The following is an 18,181-nucleotide window of genomic DNA, read 5'->3' as shown; positions in this document are numbered from 1 at the left end:
CTAGCTCTTAGAGACTGATCGCTGTCGCCTCGAACTTCACCCGCGGATGCGCAATCCGGTCCTGCGCCCGCACCAGTTGCAGCTCGTAACTGGCGCACGCCTGGGTTTCCAGCAACACCTCATGCACCGCCGCTGCAGTGAATTCGAATGCCGCCAACAGCGTGTCGCCCAGCAGTATCCGCGCCAGGAACAGGCCGGATGTCAGATCGCCCACGCCCACCGGCTGACGCGGAAACGCCAGCAATGGACGGCGCAAATGCCAACTGCCCTCAGCCGTCACCAACAACATTTCAAAGCCATCCGCCGGTTTGCCCGGGTAATCCAGATGCTTGACCAGTACCGCTTTCGGCCCGCGCGCCAGCAGTACCCGGGCCATCGCCAGACAATCAAACAACGACTGCGGCTTGCGCCCGGAAAAACTGTCCAGCTCCAACTGGTTCGGGCACATGATGTCAGCCACAGCTGCGGCCTCATCGAGGAGGAAATCGCTGACCTCGCTTGGCACACTGCAACCCTTCTCGGGATGGCCCATGACCGGATCACACAGGTACAGCATCTTCGGATTGACTGCTTTGATCCGCGCCACACCGCTGAGAATCGCCCGGCCCTGCGCGGCGCTGCCGAGATAGCCGGACAGCACCGCGTCGCAGTTGCCCAGCTCGCCAATCGCGGCGATGCCTTCGATCAGTTCGGGAATCTGCTGCGGCGCCAGCACTTCACCAGCCCACTGACCATACTGGGTGTGGTTGGAAAACTGCACGGTGTTGAGCGGCCAGACATTGACCCCGACGCGCTGCATCGGAAAAACCGCAGCGCTGTTGCCGGCGTGGCCAAACACCACGTGGGACTGGATGGCGAGCAGATGAGGCGTACGTTTCATTCGGGTCATTCCGTAAAACGATTGAAATTCAAGCCGCGCAGTATGCGACGAAACACAGCCTGTACGACAGACCGGCGAGACAGTTAAGCTGACGCCATCTTTTGGAGTTCGATGTAGATGCTGACCCTGGAAAACATCTTCGTGCTGATGCTGTTCGCCGCTGCCGGTGCCTGGTTCTGGCACAACCACGGCTTGCGCGAGCGCGCGCTGGAGCGGGTCAAGCAACATTGCACCAACGTCGGCGTCGAATTGCTGGACGGTAACGTCGCGCTGAAAAAGATCGGTTTGATCAAGGATGCCAACGGTCGCCGCCGACTGGCGCGGGTGTACAACTTCGAATTCACCGTGACTGGCGAGAGCCGCCACAACGGCACCGTGACCCAATTCGGCGCGCACAGTGCGCAGATTGAATTGGCACCCTACCCGGCACCGTTCGACGATACGCCGCCGGTGGTCGAAGTGCACAAGCCTCGCGCGGAAGTCATCGAGCTGAGCCAGTGGCGGCAGGAACATACCAAGTGGAAGCCTTGAGCTGATTCACCGAACTCGGCATTGAGTCAAATCGGCTTCTAGCTGTTCGATGTTCTGCGGCCCGGTAAAGATCAGCTCGATTCGCGAATCTTTTCGCCATTCGCTGGCCTGCCAAATCAGATCTGCATTTTCCAGCGCATTGACTGAAACCCAGCCATCCCTGCTGTGGATGACCAGTTTGGCCCGCTTCCACTCGAGAGCGGCCAGCCAATCAGCGATGCGTCCTTGGTCAAATATCTGTCCAGGATGCCAGCGCCACCCGATGCTCCAGCCATCCTCCTGCGCCTGGCTCAGGCAAATCGGCACGCTCGGGTCGCTCCAGACGGCCGGCAGCTGCGCCAATCCCGTGGGCAGTGGCAGATTAACCACGCCTTCGGTTGCTTTTTCTGTCATCCCCGGCAGCTCATCCAGAGGCAACTGGGCTTGCTGGGTCCAGATCATCCTGACCGGTGGCAACTCGCTGCCAATGTTCTCCCGAGCCGTTTCATCAAGATTTTCCGCCTTGTTCAGCAGCAACAACCCTGCGCTGGCCAACGCTTGCTGCTGGGCTTCCGGCAAGCCTCTACCTGCGTGCAATGCCTGAGCATCCAGGACCAGAACACACGGCTGAACCGCCAGCACGCCCAGCCACGGCGCCGTGTTCAATTGCTTGAGCAACTGTGCCGGATGGCCCAGCCCGGATGGCTCGATAAACAGTCGATCCGGTCTGGCCTTGCGCAGCAAGCGGCCAAGGCCGATCTGGAACGGCGCGCCATTGACGCAACACAGGCAGCCCCCGGCCACCTCACCCAGTGCGATACCATCGGCATCGCGAGTCAGCAGCGCGGCATCCAGACCGATCTGGCCAAACTCGTTGATCAGCACCGCCCAGCGTTCGTCCGCGGGCCGCTGCGCCAACAACTGGCGAATCAGGCTGGTCTTGCCCGCGCCCAACGGGCCGGCGATGACGTGGGTCGGAATGTTCTGCAACATGGCGGGTACTTTTCTGCGGACAGTTATTGAGGAGACTGATGATGCGCTGGTGGGGATGGTCGTTGCTGTTGACGCTGCTGTCGAGTGAAGCGTGGGCCCAGGCCTGCGTGGTGCACACACAGGGCGAACGGCTCGACGTCAAAGTCTGTCAGCAGAACAGGACGATTCCGCAGAAATTGTTCAACGACGGCTTCTGCCAACCGACGCTGGCCGGGCAGAAGGTCGAGGTGCAATACGTCGATCAGTGCCCGAGCGGGGCTTTCGGTGTGTGCAGCAACGCGCAAGTCGCCAATATGCCCTATCGCCAGGATATCCACTATTACGGCGTGGCCACTGATGCGGCGTATCTCAAGCCGTATTGCGTAGGCCAGAGCCAGGGTGCCTGGCGCAAGCCCTGAGTGTCAGCCGAGCCAGTCGAGGGTGAGCAACAGACGGCGCTCACCGGGTGCCGGTTGCGGCGAACGATGGATCAGGCCGAAGCCTTCATTACCGTGCCACTTTTCGCCTTTGACCAGCGCGACGTCGCCGCTGTCGAGCTGACGAATCGTCGCTGCATCTTGCGGTTCGGCATTGGCCTGACCAAGTCGCATGCGATCCATCGCCCCCTCTTCAAGCCACTGGCTACCGACCCCGGCATAGGTCGTGATCAGGCGCACGGGTACGTGATCGACGTGGAAGCGCGGACACATGGCCTTGTCCAGCACGCGCAAGCGCACGCCGATACGCCGCGCGCCGAGCAGGCAGGCGAAGGCACTGATCAGCCATTTAAGGTCGCTCATGAAACCTTCGTAACCTTGAAGATCACGCAGCCCTGAAGCCAGTCCGTCGAGATCCGGTTCGGCGTCTTCGTCAGGTAATTCCAGGCAAAGCGACTCGGCCAAGGGCTCGTTGAGCGACAGCACTAATTGTGCGAAATCGGCGATGTGCAAAGGCAGCTGGCGTTGCCAGATCGCGAGATTGGTTCCGTCCTCAAGGATTCGCGTCAGCGTTTGCGGGCTCAGGCCCTGATGCTGATGACGGGTAAGGAGGTGCTGATCTTTGAGTGCGAGCATCAGGCGGCCTCTTCGTGCCAAGGGCCGAAGGGATCAGGCAGCAAGCGCCAGCCTTCTACACCCACTGCCATTTCTTCATCGGTGAGCAGACAGGCATCCAGCTCGGCTGCGAGCTGTAGGAAATCGATGTTCTGACCGATGAAAACCAGTTCCTGGCGGCAATCTCCTACGCTCGGAGTCCAGTTTCCCATGATGGCCTGTACGCTTTCCTGATCCTCAGGCCATTGATTCTTCGCCACGAAACGCCACCAGCGACCGGCAAATCCATGCCGCATCAAACCACCGGCCTGCGACCAACTGCCAGCATCGGTAGGCTTGCTGGCGAGCCAGAAGAAGCCTTTGGAGCGCAGCAGCTTGCCGTTCAGCCATGGGCGGTCGATGAAGCTGAAAAAGCGCTGTGGGTGGAAGGGCCTGCGGGCGCGGTACGCCGTCGAGGCGATGCCGTACTCTTGAGTTTCCGGGACGTGCTCACCGCGTAATTCCTGTAGCCATCCGGGTGCTTGTGCGGGTTTTTCAAAATCAAAACGGCCAGTGTTGAGGATTTTCTCCAACGGCACCTCGCCCATCACCATTGGAATGATTTCAGCCTGGGCATTCAGGCGCTTGAGGATCGCTATGAGCTCTTCGCGCTCATGCTGGCTGATCAGGTCGATTTTGCTGATCAGCAGGACGTCGGCGAATTCGATCTGTTCGATCAACAGGTCCGTGATGGAACGCTCGTCTTCTTCACCGAGGATTTCGCCGCGAGAGGCGAGGCTTTCGGCGGCCTGGTAATCGAGCAGGAAGTTCACGCCGTCGACGACTGTGACCATGGTGTCGAGACGGGCGATGTCGGCGAGGCTTTGTTCGTGTTCATCGCGGAAGGTGAAAGTTTCGGCGACTGGAAGCGGTTCGGAGATGCCGGTGGATTCGATCAGCAGGTAATCGAAACGTCCTTCCCTTGCGAGCTTGCTGACCTCTTCAAGCAGGTCTTCACGTAACGTACAGCAAATGCAGCCGTTGCTCATTTCAACGAGTTTTTCTTCTGCGCGGTTCAAGCTGACATCACGCTGGACTTCGCTACCATCAATATTGATTTCGCTCATATCGTTGACGATTACCGCAACGCGCAGACCTTTGCGGTTACGTAGTACGTAATCCAAAAGCGTACTTTTACCGGCGCCGAGAAATCCTGAAAGTACGGTGACGGGCAATTTCTCTGACATTGGATAATCCTCGTTGATAGCCGCCGATATGCGCTTTGGTGATTTGCGCATGACGTATTGCGCTTAATGTCTTGGTAGTGAAGAAGGCAACGGTTGTTATCGGCAGCTCCGGCTGGTTTGCGCTTTATGTTATAGTGTAACAATACAAAGTTGCTAGCCCGAGCGGGAAGATTTCACGATTTGTCTCGCCACCTATCCTGGAAACCGCGATGAACAATGCGCTGAAATACCTGCTTTTGAGTTCCGGCATGGCGCTCACCGGCCAAGCCGAAGCGCACGTTCCCGGTCTCGCGCACTGCACGCGCAGCGCTAACCTGCTGGCTTGCGTGGACGCCGAAGGCAACGCCTATAGCGTCAATACGGTCGGCACCACGCTGTATCTCAGGGGATTCGAAAAGAATGGCCATCGCTACTGGGCGCAAACCAACAGCCGGTTCGGCCAACTGACGTTTTTTACCGGCATTGCCTCGGATGGCGAGGCTTGGGTCGGCTATACCCGGCGTGTTGGCTGGACGACCATCAACCGCTTCTCAAGCTCGGGAGGCAGCAGCGCAAGGTTCACTTGCAGCCGGATGACGGGCTGCTAGTGAAAACCTTTTCATGAAAAAAGCTTCGCTGAATGCAGTGTTATAATGTAACGTAAAATGAGATCAACACGACGGTCTCAACCATGAACGCTCTTACGCTACCGGATATCGCCAACCAATCTGCACGCCAGGCATTGCCACTCGATTGGGTAGGCATGCGTGGGATTGCCCTACCCGTTTTGCTTGAAGGCCAACGCCTCAGTGCCAAAGTAGACGCTGGCGTGAGCCTTGATGATGGTGAAGCGCGCGGTATTCACATGTCGCGGTTGTACTTGGCACTCGATACGCTCGAGCAGCGAAGCCTTTCCCCGGCGCAGTTGCGGGAAGTACTTAAGCGTTTTCTGGCCAGTCATCAAGGTCTGTCCGACTGCGCATATCTGAACATTCATACTGACTTGCTACTGAAACGACCCGCGCTGATCAGTCCCTTGGCAGGCTGGAAATCCTATCCGGCTACCATCTCAGCCAGCCTGAAACAGCGGATGTTCCACGTGGAACTAAAAGTCGAGGTGCCTTATTCCTCGACATGCCCGTGCTCCGCAGCCTTGGCAAGGCAATTGATCCAGCAGCAATTCGTCGACGATTTCGCCAATAAGTCTCTGCAACACGCTGAGGTGTTGGCATGGCTGGGCTCAACCAAAGGGATCGTAGCGACACCGCATAGCCAACGCAGTTATGCGCAACTTCACCTGCATCTTGATGACTTCATCGATGAGCTTCCGCTGACGGCAATCATCAATGACGCCGAAGCAGCCCTTGGCACCGCTGTCCAGACCGCCGTAAAACGCCCGGACGAGCAGGCCTTCGCTCTCGCCAACGGGCAAAATCTGATGTTCTGCGAAGACGCAGCCCGCCGTCTCAACCTGGCACTGCAGCGCACGCCGGGTATCAACCGATTCCATATCCGCGTGATCCATGCCGAAAGCCTGCACGCTCACGACGCCGTTGCCGAGAGCAGTTGGCGGCGGGAGCAACCATGATCCGCTGCCAATCGCTGGTCTGGGGCGCGCCCGGACAACCGTTGACGACACCTCTGAGCCTGGAGTTCGAAAGCGCCAGCCTGACTGCCGTCATCGGCGCCAACGGCTGCGGCAAAAGCAGTTTGTTGAAAATCATCGCCGGATTGCAAAAGCCCTTGGCTGGCAAAGTCGAAATGGCTGTTCCACGGCAAAGCGGCATTTCCTTTCTGCCGCAACAGCAGCACCTGGATCGACAATTCCCGATCAGCCTCGAAGAACTAATCGCTGCAGGTTTCTGGGGTCGTCGGCTCTCGACTCAATTGCGCACGCAGCGCTTGAAAAACGCACTGGAAGACTGGCACTTGAGTGGACTTGAACAGCGTCCTTTGATGGCCCTGTCCGGCGGTGAATTACAGCGCGCGCTGCTCGCCCGATTGAGTCTCGCAGACGCCCCAGTGCTGTTGCTGGATGAACCGCATGCCGCACTCGATGAACTCGGGCAGCAATTGCTCTGGCAACACATTCACCACTGGCAGGCGGAGGGCCGAACACTGGTTGTGGTCTGCCATGACCTGGTCGCGGTGCGACAACATATTCCGCATGCGCTGCTGATCAGAAACGGCCACTGCGTGTACGGGACCAGCCGAGAATTGATCCAGCCGACACCGTCCATGCGGGTGGCCTGATGCTCATGACCGTCAGCCATTTTTGGCAGCCCTTCAGCGAATTCGTATTCATGCGCCGCGCCTTGCTCGGCGGACTGGTGCTGGCATGCAGCACGGCGCCCTTGGGCGTGTTCCTGATTCTCAGGCGAATGAGCCTGATCGGCGACGCGGTGGCCCACGGCATTCTCCCCGGTGCGGCATTGGGATTCTGGTTCGCCGGTTTGAGCCTCCCCGCCCTTACGCTCGGTGGCCTCGGCGCCGGTCTGAGCATGGCCGGTCTCGCCGCCTGGATCACCCGGCGCACGGGCCTACGCGAAGACGCCAGCCTCGCCGCTGTCTATCCGATCTCACTGGCCAGCGGCGTGCTGATTCTTGGCATGGCCGGCAAACGCCTCGACCTTTTGCATTTGCTGTTCGGCTCTGCGTTGGCCGTGGACGGGCCGACGCTGACCGGCATGCTTTGGGTCTCGGCCCTCAGCCTCGTGGCCATGACCGCGATCTACAAAGCGTTGTTACTGGACACACTAGACCCGCTGTTCTTGCGCACGGTCAGCCGTCTCGGGCCGCTGGCCCATGCCGTGTTTCTCACTCTGGTCGTGCTGAATCTGGTGATCGGCTTTCAAGCCATCGGCGCACTGATGGTGGTCGGACTGATGATGCTGCCTGCGGCTGCCTCAAGGTTCTGGAGCCGCCGCCTGCCGGTACTGATTGCTGTCGCCGCCGTCATGGGTTGCCTGTCGGTGTGGCTCGGCTTGCTGCTGTCGTTCTACTACTCGCTGCCTAGCGGCCCGGCCATCGTGCTGGTCGCCGGGGTCGGCTATCTGCTTTCGGTGGTGTTCGGGCCGGTTCACGGTTTGCTGCACCGTCCGCCCTTGCTCACATCCCAATGAGGTGTTTCCCGATGCGCGCTCTACTCGTGCTGTTCAGCCTGATGCTGTCGATGACGTTGTCGGCCGCCGAAAAACTGCCGGTGGTCACCAGCTTCAGCATCCTCGCCGACATGGTTCAGCAGGTCGGCGGCGAGCATGTGCAAATCACCAGCATGGTTGGCCCGGACGCCGATGCGCACACCTACGAGCCGACCCCGGACGATGCCAAGGCCCTGCTCAGGGCGCGGCTGATCATCAAGAACGGGCTCGGTTTCGAGCCTTGGCTGGATCGGCTGGTGACCAGCACCGACAGTAAGGCGACGGTGATCACTGCCAGTCGCGGGGTGATTCCACGTTCGCTCGATGAGGACGGCGAAACCGTGCCGGATCCACACGCCTGGCACAATCTGGCGAATGCTGAGTTGTATGTCGGCAATATCACCAAGGCACTGGTCACTGCCGACCCGGCCAACAAGGCCGACTACGAGCGCAACAGCCAGAACTATCTCAAACAGATCTACGCGCTGCTCGCCGAAGCCAAAAACAAACTCGGTGCGCTGCCGCCAGGCAACCGCAAGATCGTTACCAGCCACGATGCGTTCGGCTACCTCGGCCAAGCCTATGGCATCGACTTTCTGGCGCCGCAGGGGTTGTCCACCGAACGCGAACCGTCGGCTGCTGAAGTCGCAGCGTTGATCACGCAGATTCGCCGGACCAGAGTCAAAGCGGTGTTTATGGAGAACATCAAGGACGCGCGTCTGCTCAAGCAGATCGCGGATGAAAGCGGCGCGCACATCGGTGGCACGCTGTATTCAGATGCGCTGGCGGCGAGTGGCCCGGCGAGCACCTTTACCGGGCTGTTCGAATACAACCTCAATACGCTGTACAAGGCGTTGAGTCAGCCATGACCTGAGGCGAACTTCCGATCTATTCGCGTGCAGGCTCGCTCCCACAGTTGGAATGGGTTTCGACTGTGGGAGCGCTGCGGAGGAATCAGGCGCGGGGTTTAACTGTGCCGCAATCCTGACCCAGCCACACCGCACGGGTTTCCAGGCTGCCCTTCTGGTTGATGCCGATGGCATTGAAGGTGCCATTGGCGACGGTGGTAAATTCGCGGTCACTGAGGAATGTCGCTACGCCGGTGCCCTGGGCCTTCGGGCAGCTGAAGCGGAATTTCCATTGGTTGCCGGTACGCTCGGTGATCTGCTGCTTGCAGCCCGATTGCGGATCGGCCAACGGGATATCGTTGGTCGCCACTTGCTGTGGCGTCAGGCAGGCGCGGATGCCTTTACCGCCGATATTGATGCCGTTCTTTTCCAGCGCCGCCCGCTGCTGTGGGGTGATCTGGCCCTGAATCTGGCCAAGGATCGATTGCACGTCCATGGCCTGGTCATCGACCTTCAGATTGCTTGAAGTCATCTCCCACAACCCCGGCTGCAGCATTTGCGCCTGCGCAACCACCGGTAATGCCAAACCCAGGCCCAGCGCCAAACCCAGCAGACGAACGTTCATCGAGAAACTCCTGATCAGTTGTGGCCGTTAGACGCCGGCCGGTTGCGTCGGTTCATGCACCGATTAAATAGAGACATTCGCAGCAGAACATGGTCTGTTAAGCATTGCATCTCGCGGAGCAAGGCTGCCCCATGGATTTTTTCGGACCGCATATTTTCGGTTACCTGATCGCCCTGTTGCACACACTCGGTTCGATCGCTGCGATCCATGCAGTGCTTACCGTGCGCACCGCACAAGGCTCGATCGCCTGGGCATTGTCGCTGATCTTCATTCCCTACCTCACGCTTATTCCGTACCTGGTGTTCGGTCGCAGCACCTTCGATGGTTACATCAAGGCGCGGCGCCAGGCCAACGAGCAGATGCGCTTGGCGATATCCGAACTGAACTGGCGCCCGTGGGTGGAAGAAGCCTTGGCCGCCCGGGCCTCAAGCGCCTACGCCTCATTACGTGCGATGCCGAAACTGGGGCGCATGCCGTGCCTGGCGAACAACGAGGTGCAACTGCTGGTGAACGGCACAGCGACCTTCGAGGCGATTTTTCAGGCGATCGAACAAGCGAAGGAAGCAGTGCTGATCCAGTTCTTTATCATCCACGATGATCGCCTCGGCCAGCGCTTGCGTGATGTGCTGTTGAAGAAAGCCGCCGAAGGGGTGTCCATTCACTTGCTCTACGACCGCATTGGCAGTCACGCCCTGCCCCATCACTACGCGCAGGCGTTGCGCGATGGTGGTGTCGAGGTCAAAGCCTTCGCTACGCGCAGTGGCTGGCTCAACCGCTTTCAGGTGAATTTCCGTAACCACCGCAAAATCGTCGTGGTCGATGGCGTGGTCGGCTTTGTCGGCGGGCATAACGTCGGCGACGAATACATGGGTGAGAAACCGCCGCTGGCGCCCTGGCGCGATACTCACGTCAAAGTACGCGGGCCGGTGGTGGCGTGCATGCAGGAATCGTTCGCCGAAGACTGGTTCTGGGCCGCACGCACTTTGCCGCCGTTGATTCTGCCGGATGAGTACCCGGCGGACGGCGTGCTCTGTCAATTGCTCGCCAGCGGCCCGGCCGATGCCTACGAAACCTGCTCGCTGTTTTTCGTCGAAGCCATTCACGCGGCGACGCAGCGGGTATGGATCACCAGCCCATACTTCGTCCCGGACGAAGCCGTCTTCGCCGCCCTGAGGCTGGCGGTTTTGCGTGGGGTCGATGTGCGCCTGCTGTTGCCGTCGCGGCCGGATCACAGAATCGTCTATGCAGCGTCCAGCCTGTATGCGTTTGAAGCGGTGCGGGCCGGCGTTCGGGTGTTCCGCTATCGACCGGGCTTCCTCCATCAGAAAGTGGTGTTGATCGACAGCGAGATCAGCGCCATCGGCAGCGCCAATCTGGATAACCGCTCGTTCCGCCTGAACTTCGAAGTGATGCTGCTCACCGTCGACAGCGCGTTCGCCGCCGCTGTGGAACACATGCTCAATGATGATTTCGCTCAGGCCGATGAAGTAGCCAAAGAAGAAAGCCGGGAGATCCACCGCCTGCAACAGGTCGGCATGCGGATCGCCCGGCTGATTTCGCCGATACTCTGAACGTCCCGGTCTCAGGGGTTGTAGATGTCGTCGCGGGTCCACGGCAGTTCGTGGCTGCCATCCGGGTGCGCTTTCACGGCGAGGATCTGATGCAGATTGATCCAGCCTCGGGCGAAAGCATAAGCGCAGCCGGCCAGGTACAGGCGCCAGATCCGCAGCGCCTGCTCCGGTACCAGTTTCGCCGCAGCTTCGAGGTTGTCCTCCAGCCGCTCGCTCCAGTGATCAAGCGTACGTGCGTAATGCAGGCGCAGACTCTCGACATCAACGATCTCCAGCCCTGCTTCACTGATCTGGGCGGAGATCATCGCCAGATGCGGCAACTCGCCGTTGGGGAACACGTATTTCTCGATGAAATCTCCGGCACCGCGCCCAACCGGGCGGCCATCGGTGTGCTTGGCGGTGATCCCGTGGTTCATCACCAGACCACCCTCCGTCACCGCACCGAACAATGTTTTGCAGTACTCGGCGAGATTGGCGTGGCCGACGTGTTCGAACATGCCAACGCTAACGACTTTGTCAAAACGACCGTCCTGCGGCAGATCGCGATAATCGAGCAACTGCAGTTCGACCTGATCTTCCAGGCCTTCGGCTTTGACCCGCTCCTGCGCGAGCGCTAATTGTTCCTTGCTCAAGGTAATACCGAACACCTTCACGCCGAACTCTCGCGCCGCGTACCGCGCCAGACCGCCCCAACCACAGCCGACATCCAGCAGATACTCACCCGGCTGCAGGCGCAGCTTGCGGCACAAATGGCGGAATTTGGCTTGCTGGGCCTGTTCGAGAGTTTCGCTGCCGGTTTCGAAATAGGCACAGGAATAGGCCATGTCGCTGTCCAGCCAGAGCTGGTAGAACGCATTCGACAGGTCGTAATGGTAGGAAATGGCTTTGGCGTCGGTGTCCTTGTCGTGATGCGCACGCACCGGCTGACTGCCTTCGTCTTCGTCGAGCAGCGCACTGCTCAACTCGTCACAGACGCGGATGACTTCACTGATCGAGCCCTCCAGTTCCAGCTTGCCCTCGACGAACGCCGCACCCAGCGCATCCAGGCTCGGGTGGGTAAACTGGGTGACCATCTGCGGGTCCTTGACCACGATGGTCACGCTGGGCGCCGGGCCCAGGTTGAACTCGTGGCCATCCCAGAGTCGCAGGCGCAGTGGGAGCTGCAGGTTCTGTAAGGCCGGTGGAAGTTGCGCGAGCATGGAAAATCCCCCCTTGTTTCAGACGTCTGATCTGAGGGTAGACCAACCTGGAAAAATAGCAGGCTATCGATTCGATTAGCCTTGTCTATCATTACCGGCGCCGCGGCTGCACGCCAGACACCACGCGCCTTACGACAGATGACTGTGTTTGCAGCCTGCGGTTCGATGAATTTTCTTTCATCTCTCCTGAGCATCTGCCTTGAGCAAAGGCTCTTGAAAGCGCAGCAAACGTCCGGCGTTGCCCAACACCAACAGGGTGCTCAGATTGTGCAGCAGGGCCGCAATCATCGCCCCAGCCGCGCCGAGCCAACCGAAAGCTGCAAAAACCACAATTGCCAGCGTCCAGCCCAGGCCGATCACCACATTGACCTGCAAGGTACGCCGGCACTGACGGCTCAAGCGGATGCAAGTACCGAGGCGACGCAAATCGCTGCCGATCAAGACGATGTCTGCCGACGCAAGAGCAATGTCGGCGCCACCAGCGCCCATCGCCACGCCGACCACACCGGCCTTGAGCGCGAGGGAATCGTTGATACCGTCGCCAACCACCATCGGGCGGAAGCCGTGATCGATTTCCTTGAGCACTCGATTGAGCTTGTCCTCGGGAAGCGCTTGCGCCTGGACTTCGTTGAGTCCGACTTCTTGCGCCAGGGTTCGGGCCACACTCTGACGATCACCGGTCAGCAGCAGTTGTCGACCCAGGCCCAGTTCGCGCAATTCGCTCAAGGCAAAGCGTGCTTCAGGTTTGATGCTGTCAGCGAGCAACAGCCATGCGAGGAATTCACCGTGCAAAGCCAGACCCGCGATCGGGCCGTCGTGTTCAGGAACAAGGGTCGTTGTGATACCCAGCTGCGCGAATAATTCAGGCCGACCGAGCGCAGCTTCGCCCTTCTCTGTCATCGCCACTACACCCAAGCCTTGGCGCTCATGGATATTGGTTAGAGGCCAATAGGCTTGCTGATCGACCAATCCAGAGAGCGCCCGGCTCACCGGATGACTGCTCGCCGCGCCAAGACTGGCGGCCAGCTCCGGCACTTCGCCGGCGTCCGCGTTCAGGCTGGCGATCGACTGCAAACGCAAAGTGCCGTAAGTCAGCGTGCCGGTCTTGTCGACCACCAGCGAGGTCAGATCGGCGAGTTCTTCAAGGAACGCCGAGCTGCGAATCAGAATCCCATGGCGCGCGGCGACGGCGACACCGGCAATCGCCGTGGCCGGGGCAGACAGCACCAGCGCACAGGGACACGCCGCTACCAGCACCGCGAGCATCGCCTGGGCATCATTGGTGACGAACCAGGTCACCGCCGCCAGCAGCAACACCAGCACCATGTAACTACCAGCGTAGCGTTCGAGCAATCGGGTGATCGGCGGTTTCGAGCGTTCGGCGTTTTGCATCAGAGCGATGACTTTGCCCAAGGTCGATTCGCCGCCAGTGCGGGTGACTTCGATGCGCAGCAATCCATCGAGGTTGATCGCACCGCCGAAGACCGGCATGCCGAGGCCAGCTTCCACCGGCACCGACTCACCGGTAATCGACGCGGTGTCGAGGCTCGCCTGTCCGGATAACACACGACCGTCCGCCGGTACCCGATCGCCGGCCCGCACTTCGACGATATCGCCAGTGCTGAGCGTGCCGTTGTCCACTTCGATGATCGAGCCGTCTGTTTGCAGCTTGCGCGCATGGCTGCGGGTCAACTGGCCGAGTGCGTGAATCGCTTCCTGGGAACCGATGACGCTGCGCTCTTCCAGCACATGGCCGAAGATCATGATGATAGGCAACAACGCCGCGGTGAGCAGATCGCCGGTCGCCCAGGCGCCGAGCATGGCCAGCGCGATCAACTGATCGGTGATGCCGTGCAGGCTGGGGTAACGCAGGCTGTACCACGCCGAACGCATCACCGGAACCGCTACCAATAAAGAAGCAGAACCGAGCAATAACTGACTGACACCTACCTGCTCCGGCAGCATCCAGCGCCAGACCAGCCCCAGACCCAACAGCCCGAGCGCGAGCATCGCCAGGGTCAATTGGCGCGCGGCGCGGCGTTGTTCGGCCGAGGACAACAGACTCGGAGCTGCGGTGGTCGCCGTCATTGACTGGCTCCTTGAATGATCAACCGGGAATCGTCTTTCGGGTTAACAGTGGTGACCGACCCGGCCTGGCCGAGAATCTCTGGCACGCGTTCGCGATACAGACGCAGGAGCATTTGCGGGTCGGCAGACGTGGCGAGACTCGAGACGGTTGCGGTATCGGTCGAAGCTTTTGCAACACGCTCACCCGCCTGCGCGTGGGCCACTTGCAGCGCACGGTCGGCCTGTTCGTTGGCCGATTGAGTGAGTTTTTCTGCATCGGTACGCGCGTTGGCTACCGCTTTATCGGCCTGCTGACTGGCGGTCAGAACGGCGTTGAAGGCACTGACCGCCGGTTCCGGCAGGCTCGATTGCACATCCACCCGCGACACCTGGATGCCGATGCCCTGCCCGCTCGCTTTCAGCTCAGCGAGACGCGCGTTGATGCCTTGCACCAGATCACCGCGCAATCGCTCGCGGCGTTCGGCCGCCTGATTGTCGGCGCCCACCAGCTCCGGACGAGCGACCAGAATAGTGTCGAGATCCCGCGCGGCGGACAGCGCCAGCGCACTGCGTGTCACCACCCGGTCGAGCGCTGGCAGCACATGCTCGCCCTGCAACACGAACGCATAGGGATCGGAGACCTGGTAAAACACTCGCAAGTCCAGTTGCACCACGCCGGCATCCCCGGTTAATAAATAACCAGACCCGGCGAGAGCATCGCTCAATGGCGTGGCGAAAGAAGCCCCACGATCAGCCTTCAGCGCCTCGTCACTGCGCAACAGATTTTCCACCCGACGCTCGATTACCCGATCCGCCGCTGGCAACAGAATTACCTGTTCAAAGGGTTGCGGCCATGCCCATAACAGACCTGCATTCTGCACGCGATCCAGCGCCCCAAAGTGCAGCACCACGGCGCGGTTCTGCGGATCGATCTGCCGCACATTCGAGCACGCCCACGCCAAGGCGGCCAACACGGTTACCGCGTAAAGGGCGATAAACGCCAAACGCCCCGCCTGAATCCACGGACTGTTCAACGCATGTGTTCCACGTGGAACTTGTTCATTCATGGTTGCGATCCGGATTTGCTGTCGAGACTCGGGGGGCCATCGACCAGCACGCGGAACGGCGCGGCATCAGTGCGCAGAATCAGTTTGGTTTCCGGTGTGACAATGGTGCCGAGGGTATCGAGCGAGCGCAGCAGGTTGTACAGCTGCGGCGAGCTGGCGTAGGCGCGACCATAAATCTGCGCAGCCTCTACCCGTGACTGCGCTTCGATGTCGGCGGCTTTTACCGTGGCATCGGCTTGGACAATTCGCGCATCGCGTTCGGCAGCGGACCGGATCTGCGCCGCCTCGCGTTTGCCGATCGCTGTGCGTTCGGTGGCGATGGTTTCACGCTCGGCGCGCATACGATCGACCGTTGCACTGAGCGTGACCGAAGGTAAGGTCAGCCGCTCAATACCGACTTGCACCACGCGTACGCCATAAGTGGCGAGCAATTGTTGATCGATCTGCTGACGCAACTGCGCTTCAAAATCGCTGATGTGCACTTGGCTGGCATCGGTGTTGACCAGATCGGCCAGGTCGAAACTGCTGGCCGTGGTTTCCAGGGCCGAGCCGACAAAGGTACGAATCTGCCGGGCCGCTTCGTCCGGCTGATTCTGCACTGCACGCATGAAGCGCTGCACGTGTTCAGGATCACCCTGCACCTGCCACGCCACATACGCTTGAACGATGATGCGCAAACCGTCCCGAGTACCGACATCCTGCAAACCGCTGGAGGTTGTCCGCAGACGCAAGTCCACCGGAATTGCCGCCTCGAACGGCGCAGGCCAGCGCCAGCTCAATCCGGGATCAAGCAAGACCCGCGAGGGATTACCGAAACGGGTGATGACCGTGGCTTCGCCGGAGCGCACTTGCACCAGACTGGCGGCAGCGATGGCAAACGCCACCAGCAACGCCGCCCAACCCATGCGCCGCCAGGGAAATGGCCCGGCGTCCTCGGCATCGCCATGATGGTGATGACCATGGTGATGGTGATGCCCGCCGTGGCCATGGTCGTGGCCGCGGTGGTCGTGAACGTCATGCACAGGCGACTGGCTCAATGGGTGGCTCCTGGTTGAGCGTTGATACGTGCGGGCGACGGATCAGCCGGCAGCGTGAAAGTGCGCAGATCGATGGTTGGCGCATTGGCGCTGCCGCCGAGTCGATGATCGAGTACCAGCAACCTGGTCTTACTCAAGCCCTGACTGAGCTGGCTGAGGTATTGCTCCAGCACGAAGGCCTGGCCGGCACTGGCGAAGGCTTTCTGTTCGGCACTGAATTTCAGGTCGGCGGTTTGCGCGGCGGCGTTGATCTCCCGCGCGTTTGCCGTTGCCTGGTCGCGAACCGTGCTCGCCTGCAACTGCGCTTCGTTGCTGGCCTGCGCAGCCGCCCCGCGTTCGCGAGCGATCAACGCCTGGGCGCCGATCTGCGCCGCTTGCACACTGTGGTAGGCATTCGCCGCGCCGGCCGGTGGATGGATTGCTTCGACAACGGTGGCGAGGATCTCCACACCGCTGTTCAGTTGGTTCAGATCACTTTGCACCGCGCGACCGATTTCCTCGGCAAGCCCTGCCCTATCGTCGCCGAGCAATCCGTCGAGGGTACGCGAGGCGAAATCGTGAACCAGAATGCGACTGGCAGTGCTGCGGATCAGCGTCGGGATATCGGCGCTGTTATAGGTCGCAGCAAGCGCCGCCTCGTCGTTCAAACCGATGCGATAGACAAAGCGCACGTCCATGTTGACGATCTGCAACCCCTGTTGCGCGTCCCGGCTGCTGGCAATGACCTGGGATTTGTCATTGACGTGGCTGGCGTCCCACAAACGGTTGGCGGTCAGCGGTGCCGGGCCTTCAGCGGAATCGGACTGCACGGCCAACGGCTTGTCGCCGACGCTGGTTGCCAGTTCGTGGACGACGCCGTTTTCAACGCTCAGCACGCGCCCCAACGGCCAAGGCAATCCGGCGTGCAAACCTGGGCCGAACACCTGCTCCGGTTTACCGAAGCGCTCATAGATGCCGCGACCTTGCAGAGGGATTTCATGTAAGCCGGTCAGCATCCACCCGACCAGTGCGACCACTGCCATCACTGGCAACAGGGCCCGGCGCATGTAACTGAACGCCCAGATCTGGCGCAGATCGATGCCGAAACGGTTGTGCATTTCATGCTGCAGCGCCAGCCACGGTTGCGGCGGCCAGCGCAGCATATCGGCGATAAAACTGCGCGCCAGCAGGGTCGGTTCGAGTTGTTCGCGGCGCGGGCTGAAGACTGACAGCACCGCGCGCAACAACAGTTCGATGGCAACCAGCATCGGCAGAATCGCGCTGAGCACCGCGATGCGAACTGGCCAGACCGCGTGTTCACTGGCGAACAGCAGACACAGTGCACCGATCAGAAGCGAGAAGATCACCACCCGGGCCAGTTGCGCGAGCGCCGCCGCTTCCGGCCATTGCGCCGGCGGCTCCTGTGCCAGGTGCCGCTCCAGCACCAGCAAGGCGAACGCCAGCAACAACGCCAATGCCGCACCGATGCTCGCCGAAATACCCAACGCCGCTGGGGGTAACGCCAGATTCCATACTTGCTCGATACTGAGCAGAACCAGCAACGCCCAGCCGCCGAGCCACAACGTCGGCGCGCCGATTTGTCCGAGCAGATGCCGGCTGCGCTGATTCAGGCGCTCCAGAAGCCTTTCGTACCAGCCATCAGCTGTGGCGCCCTCCTCCACAACTGCCGGTTGCGAACTCAACGGATGCAGTACTCGCGCGCGCCATTGCGTCACCCACCAGGCCGATTGCAACCCGGCGACGAGCACCACCAACGCTGCGCTTTGATTGATCAACAATGGCAACCACAGTGATCGTGGCGCAAACAGGCCGACGAAAAACGCCAACACCCAGCCCACCGCTGCTAATCCACCGACGCCATAAGCCAGCCGACGCAACTGGCGTCCCTGCGCGGCTGCTTGCTGAAAGCGCGGCAGCCCGGTCACTGGCGTGGCGTCCAACTCAAGATCGACTTGCATATCACCCCGGCTACATTGGTCTTGACGTTACGATATAACGAAGGCTGTGA

18 protein-coding genes are annotated in these 18,181 nt (G+C 60.4%); 8 read left to right on the top strand and 10 right to left on the bottom strand.

Annotated features, from left to right (window positions below; all coding sequences use genetic code 11):
* Positions 1 to 7: 7 nt before the first annotated feature.
* Positions 8 to 880 carry a pyridoxal kinase PdxY gene (gene pdxY, locus DCO47_RS00845; protein WP_116657230.1) on the bottom strand — a complete coding sequence of 291 codons (873 nt, stop codon included), beginning with the start codon at positions 878 to 880 and terminating at the stop codon, positions 8 to 10.
* A gap of 117 nt (positions 881 to 997) precedes the next feature.
* Between pdxY and DCO47_RS00840 the strand changes: the two genes are divergently transcribed.
* Complete coding sequence (locus DCO47_RS00840; protein WP_116657229.1) at positions 998 to 1,411, top strand: DUF3301 domain-containing protein; 414 nt, start codon at positions 998 to 1,000, stop codon at positions 1,409 to 1,411.
* Between the two features lie 6 nt (positions 1,412 to 1,417).
* On the opposite strand, the gene DCO47_RS00835 is transcribed toward DCO47_RS00840, so the two are convergent.
* Complete coding sequence (locus tag DCO47_RS00835; protein WP_116657228.1) at positions 1,418 to 2,383, bottom strand: GTP-binding protein; 966 nt, start codon at positions 2,381 to 2,383, stop codon at positions 1,418 to 1,420.
* Between the two features lie 41 nt (positions 2,384 to 2,424).
* On the opposite strand from DCO47_RS00835, the gene DCO47_RS00830 reads away from it, so the two are divergent.
* Positions 2,425 to 2,781 carry an NADH:ubiquinone oxidoreductase gene (locus tag DCO47_RS00830; RefSeq protein WP_116657227.1) on the top strand — a complete coding sequence of 119 codons (357 nt, stop codon included), beginning with the start codon at positions 2,425 to 2,427 and terminating at the stop codon, positions 2,779 to 2,781.
* Positions 2,782 to 2,784: 3 nt separating this feature from the next.
* Here DCO47_RS00830 and DCO47_RS00825 read toward each other — a convergent pair whose 3' ends face one another.
* Complete coding sequence (locus DCO47_RS00825) at positions 2,785 to 3,435, bottom strand: DUF1826 domain-containing protein (protein WP_042608039.1); 651 nt, start codon at positions 3,433 to 3,435, stop codon at positions 2,785 to 2,787.
* On the bottom strand, positions 3,435 to 4,640 hold the full coding sequence (zigA, locus tag DCO47_RS00820; protein ID WP_116657226.1) for a zinc metallochaperone GTPase ZigA: 1,206 nt from the start codon (positions 4,638 to 4,640) through the stop codon (positions 3,435 to 3,437). The genes DCO47_RS00825 and zigA overlap by 1 nt, the downstream gene beginning before the upstream one ends.
* Before the next feature lie 209 nt (positions 4,641 to 4,849).
* On the opposite strand from zigA, the gene DCO47_RS00815 reads away from it, so the two are divergent.
* From DCO47_RS00815 to DCO47_RS00795, 5 genes are all read left to right on the top strand, one after another.
* Positions 4,850 to 5,227: a glutamine synthetase gene (locus tag DCO47_RS00815; RefSeq protein ID WP_065616408.1), complete on the top strand. Its 378-nt coding sequence runs from the start codon at positions 4,850 to 4,852 to the stop codon at positions 5,225 to 5,227.
* Positions 5,228 to 5,310: 83 nt separating this feature from the next.
* Positions 5,311 to 6,207: a GTP cyclohydrolase FolE2 gene (gene folE2, locus DCO47_RS00810; protein WP_116657225.1), complete on the top strand. Its 897-nt coding sequence runs from the start codon at positions 5,311 to 5,313 to the stop codon at positions 6,205 to 6,207.
* Entirely contained in the window at positions 6,204 to 6,872 is a 669-nt protein-coding gene (locus tag DCO47_RS00805; protein ID WP_116657224.1) for a metal ABC transporter ATP-binding protein, read from the top strand. Before folE2 ends, DCO47_RS00805 begins: the two co-directional genes overlap by 4 nt.
* 5 nt (positions 6,873 to 6,877) lie before the next feature.
* Entirely contained in the window at positions 6,878 to 7,741 is an 864-nt protein-coding gene (locus tag DCO47_RS00800) for a metal ABC transporter permease (RefSeq protein ID WP_371919850.1), read from the top strand.
* 11 nt (positions 7,742 to 7,752) lie between these two features.
* On the top strand, positions 7,753 to 8,628 hold the full coding sequence (locus tag DCO47_RS00795; RefSeq protein WP_065616411.1) for a metal ABC transporter substrate-binding protein: 876 nt from the start codon (positions 7,753 to 7,755) through the stop codon (positions 8,626 to 8,628).
* An 85-nt stretch (positions 8,629 to 8,713) separates the two neighbouring features.
* Here the strand turns inward: DCO47_RS00795 and DCO47_RS00790 are convergent, their stop codons facing one another.
* Positions 8,714 to 9,232 carry a DUF3617 domain-containing protein gene (locus tag DCO47_RS00790; RefSeq protein WP_042608032.1) on the bottom strand — a complete coding sequence of 173 codons (519 nt, stop codon included), beginning with the start codon at positions 9,230 to 9,232 and terminating at the stop codon, positions 8,714 to 8,716.
* A 131-nt stretch (positions 9,233 to 9,363) separates the two neighbouring features.
* Here DCO47_RS00790 and cls point away from each other — a divergent pair, with 131 nt between their 5' ends.
* Positions 9,364 to 10,803 carry a cardiolipin synthase gene (gene cls, locus DCO47_RS00785; RefSeq protein WP_064365181.1) on the top strand — a complete coding sequence of 480 codons (1,440 nt, stop codon included), beginning with the start codon at positions 9,364 to 9,366 and terminating at the stop codon, positions 10,801 to 10,803.
* Positions 10,804 to 10,814: 11 nt separating this feature from the next.
* On the opposite strand, the gene cfaB is transcribed toward cls, so the two are convergent.
* The 5 genes from cfaB to hflK (DCO47_RS00760) form a co-directional block, all read right to left on the bottom strand.
* The gene (gene cfaB, locus DCO47_RS00780; RefSeq protein ID WP_116657223.1) at positions 10,815 to 12,002 is read right to left on the bottom strand and encodes a C17 cyclopropane fatty acid synthase CfaB; all 1,188 of its coding nucleotides are present in this window, start codon (positions 12,000 to 12,002) and stop codon (positions 10,815 to 10,817) included.
* A gap of 177 nt (positions 12,003 to 12,179) precedes the next feature.
* On the bottom strand, positions 12,180 to 14,090 hold the full coding sequence (locus tag DCO47_RS00775) for a cation-translocating P-type ATPase (protein WP_116657222.1): 1,911 nt from the start codon (positions 14,088 to 14,090) through the stop codon (positions 12,180 to 12,182).
* Positions 14,087 to 15,136: a protease modulator HflK gene (gene hflK, locus DCO47_RS00770; RefSeq protein WP_116657221.1), complete on the bottom strand. Its 1,050-nt coding sequence runs from the start codon at positions 15,134 to 15,136 to the stop codon at positions 14,087 to 14,089. Before hflK (DCO47_RS00770) ends, DCO47_RS00775 begins: the two co-directional genes overlap by 4 nt.
* Positions 15,133 to 16,173: a protease modulator HflC gene (gene hflC, locus DCO47_RS00765; protein ID WP_116657220.1), complete on the bottom strand. Its 1,041-nt coding sequence runs from the start codon at positions 16,171 to 16,173 to the stop codon at positions 15,133 to 15,135. Before hflC ends, hflK (DCO47_RS00770) begins: the two co-directional genes overlap by 4 nt.
* Positions 16,170 to 18,131, bottom strand: a complete 1,962-nt coding sequence (hflK, locus tag DCO47_RS00760; RefSeq protein ID WP_116657219.1) for a protease modulator HflK — start codon at positions 18,129 to 18,131, stop codon at positions 16,170 to 16,172. The genes hflC and hflK (DCO47_RS00760) overlap by 4 nt, the downstream gene beginning before the upstream one ends.
* Between the last annotated feature and the right edge of the window lie 50 nt (positions 18,132 to 18,181).

The organism is Pseudomonas sp. NDM, from assembly GCF_003105095.1.
In the GTDB taxonomy this organism is placed as follows: domain Bacteria; phylum Pseudomonadota; class Gammaproteobacteria; order Pseudomonadales; family Pseudomonadaceae; genus Aquipseudomonas; species Aquipseudomonas moraviensis_A.
The sequence above is the reverse complement of the archived record's forward strand: the minus strand, read 5'-3'. Positions and strand labels throughout refer to the sequence as shown.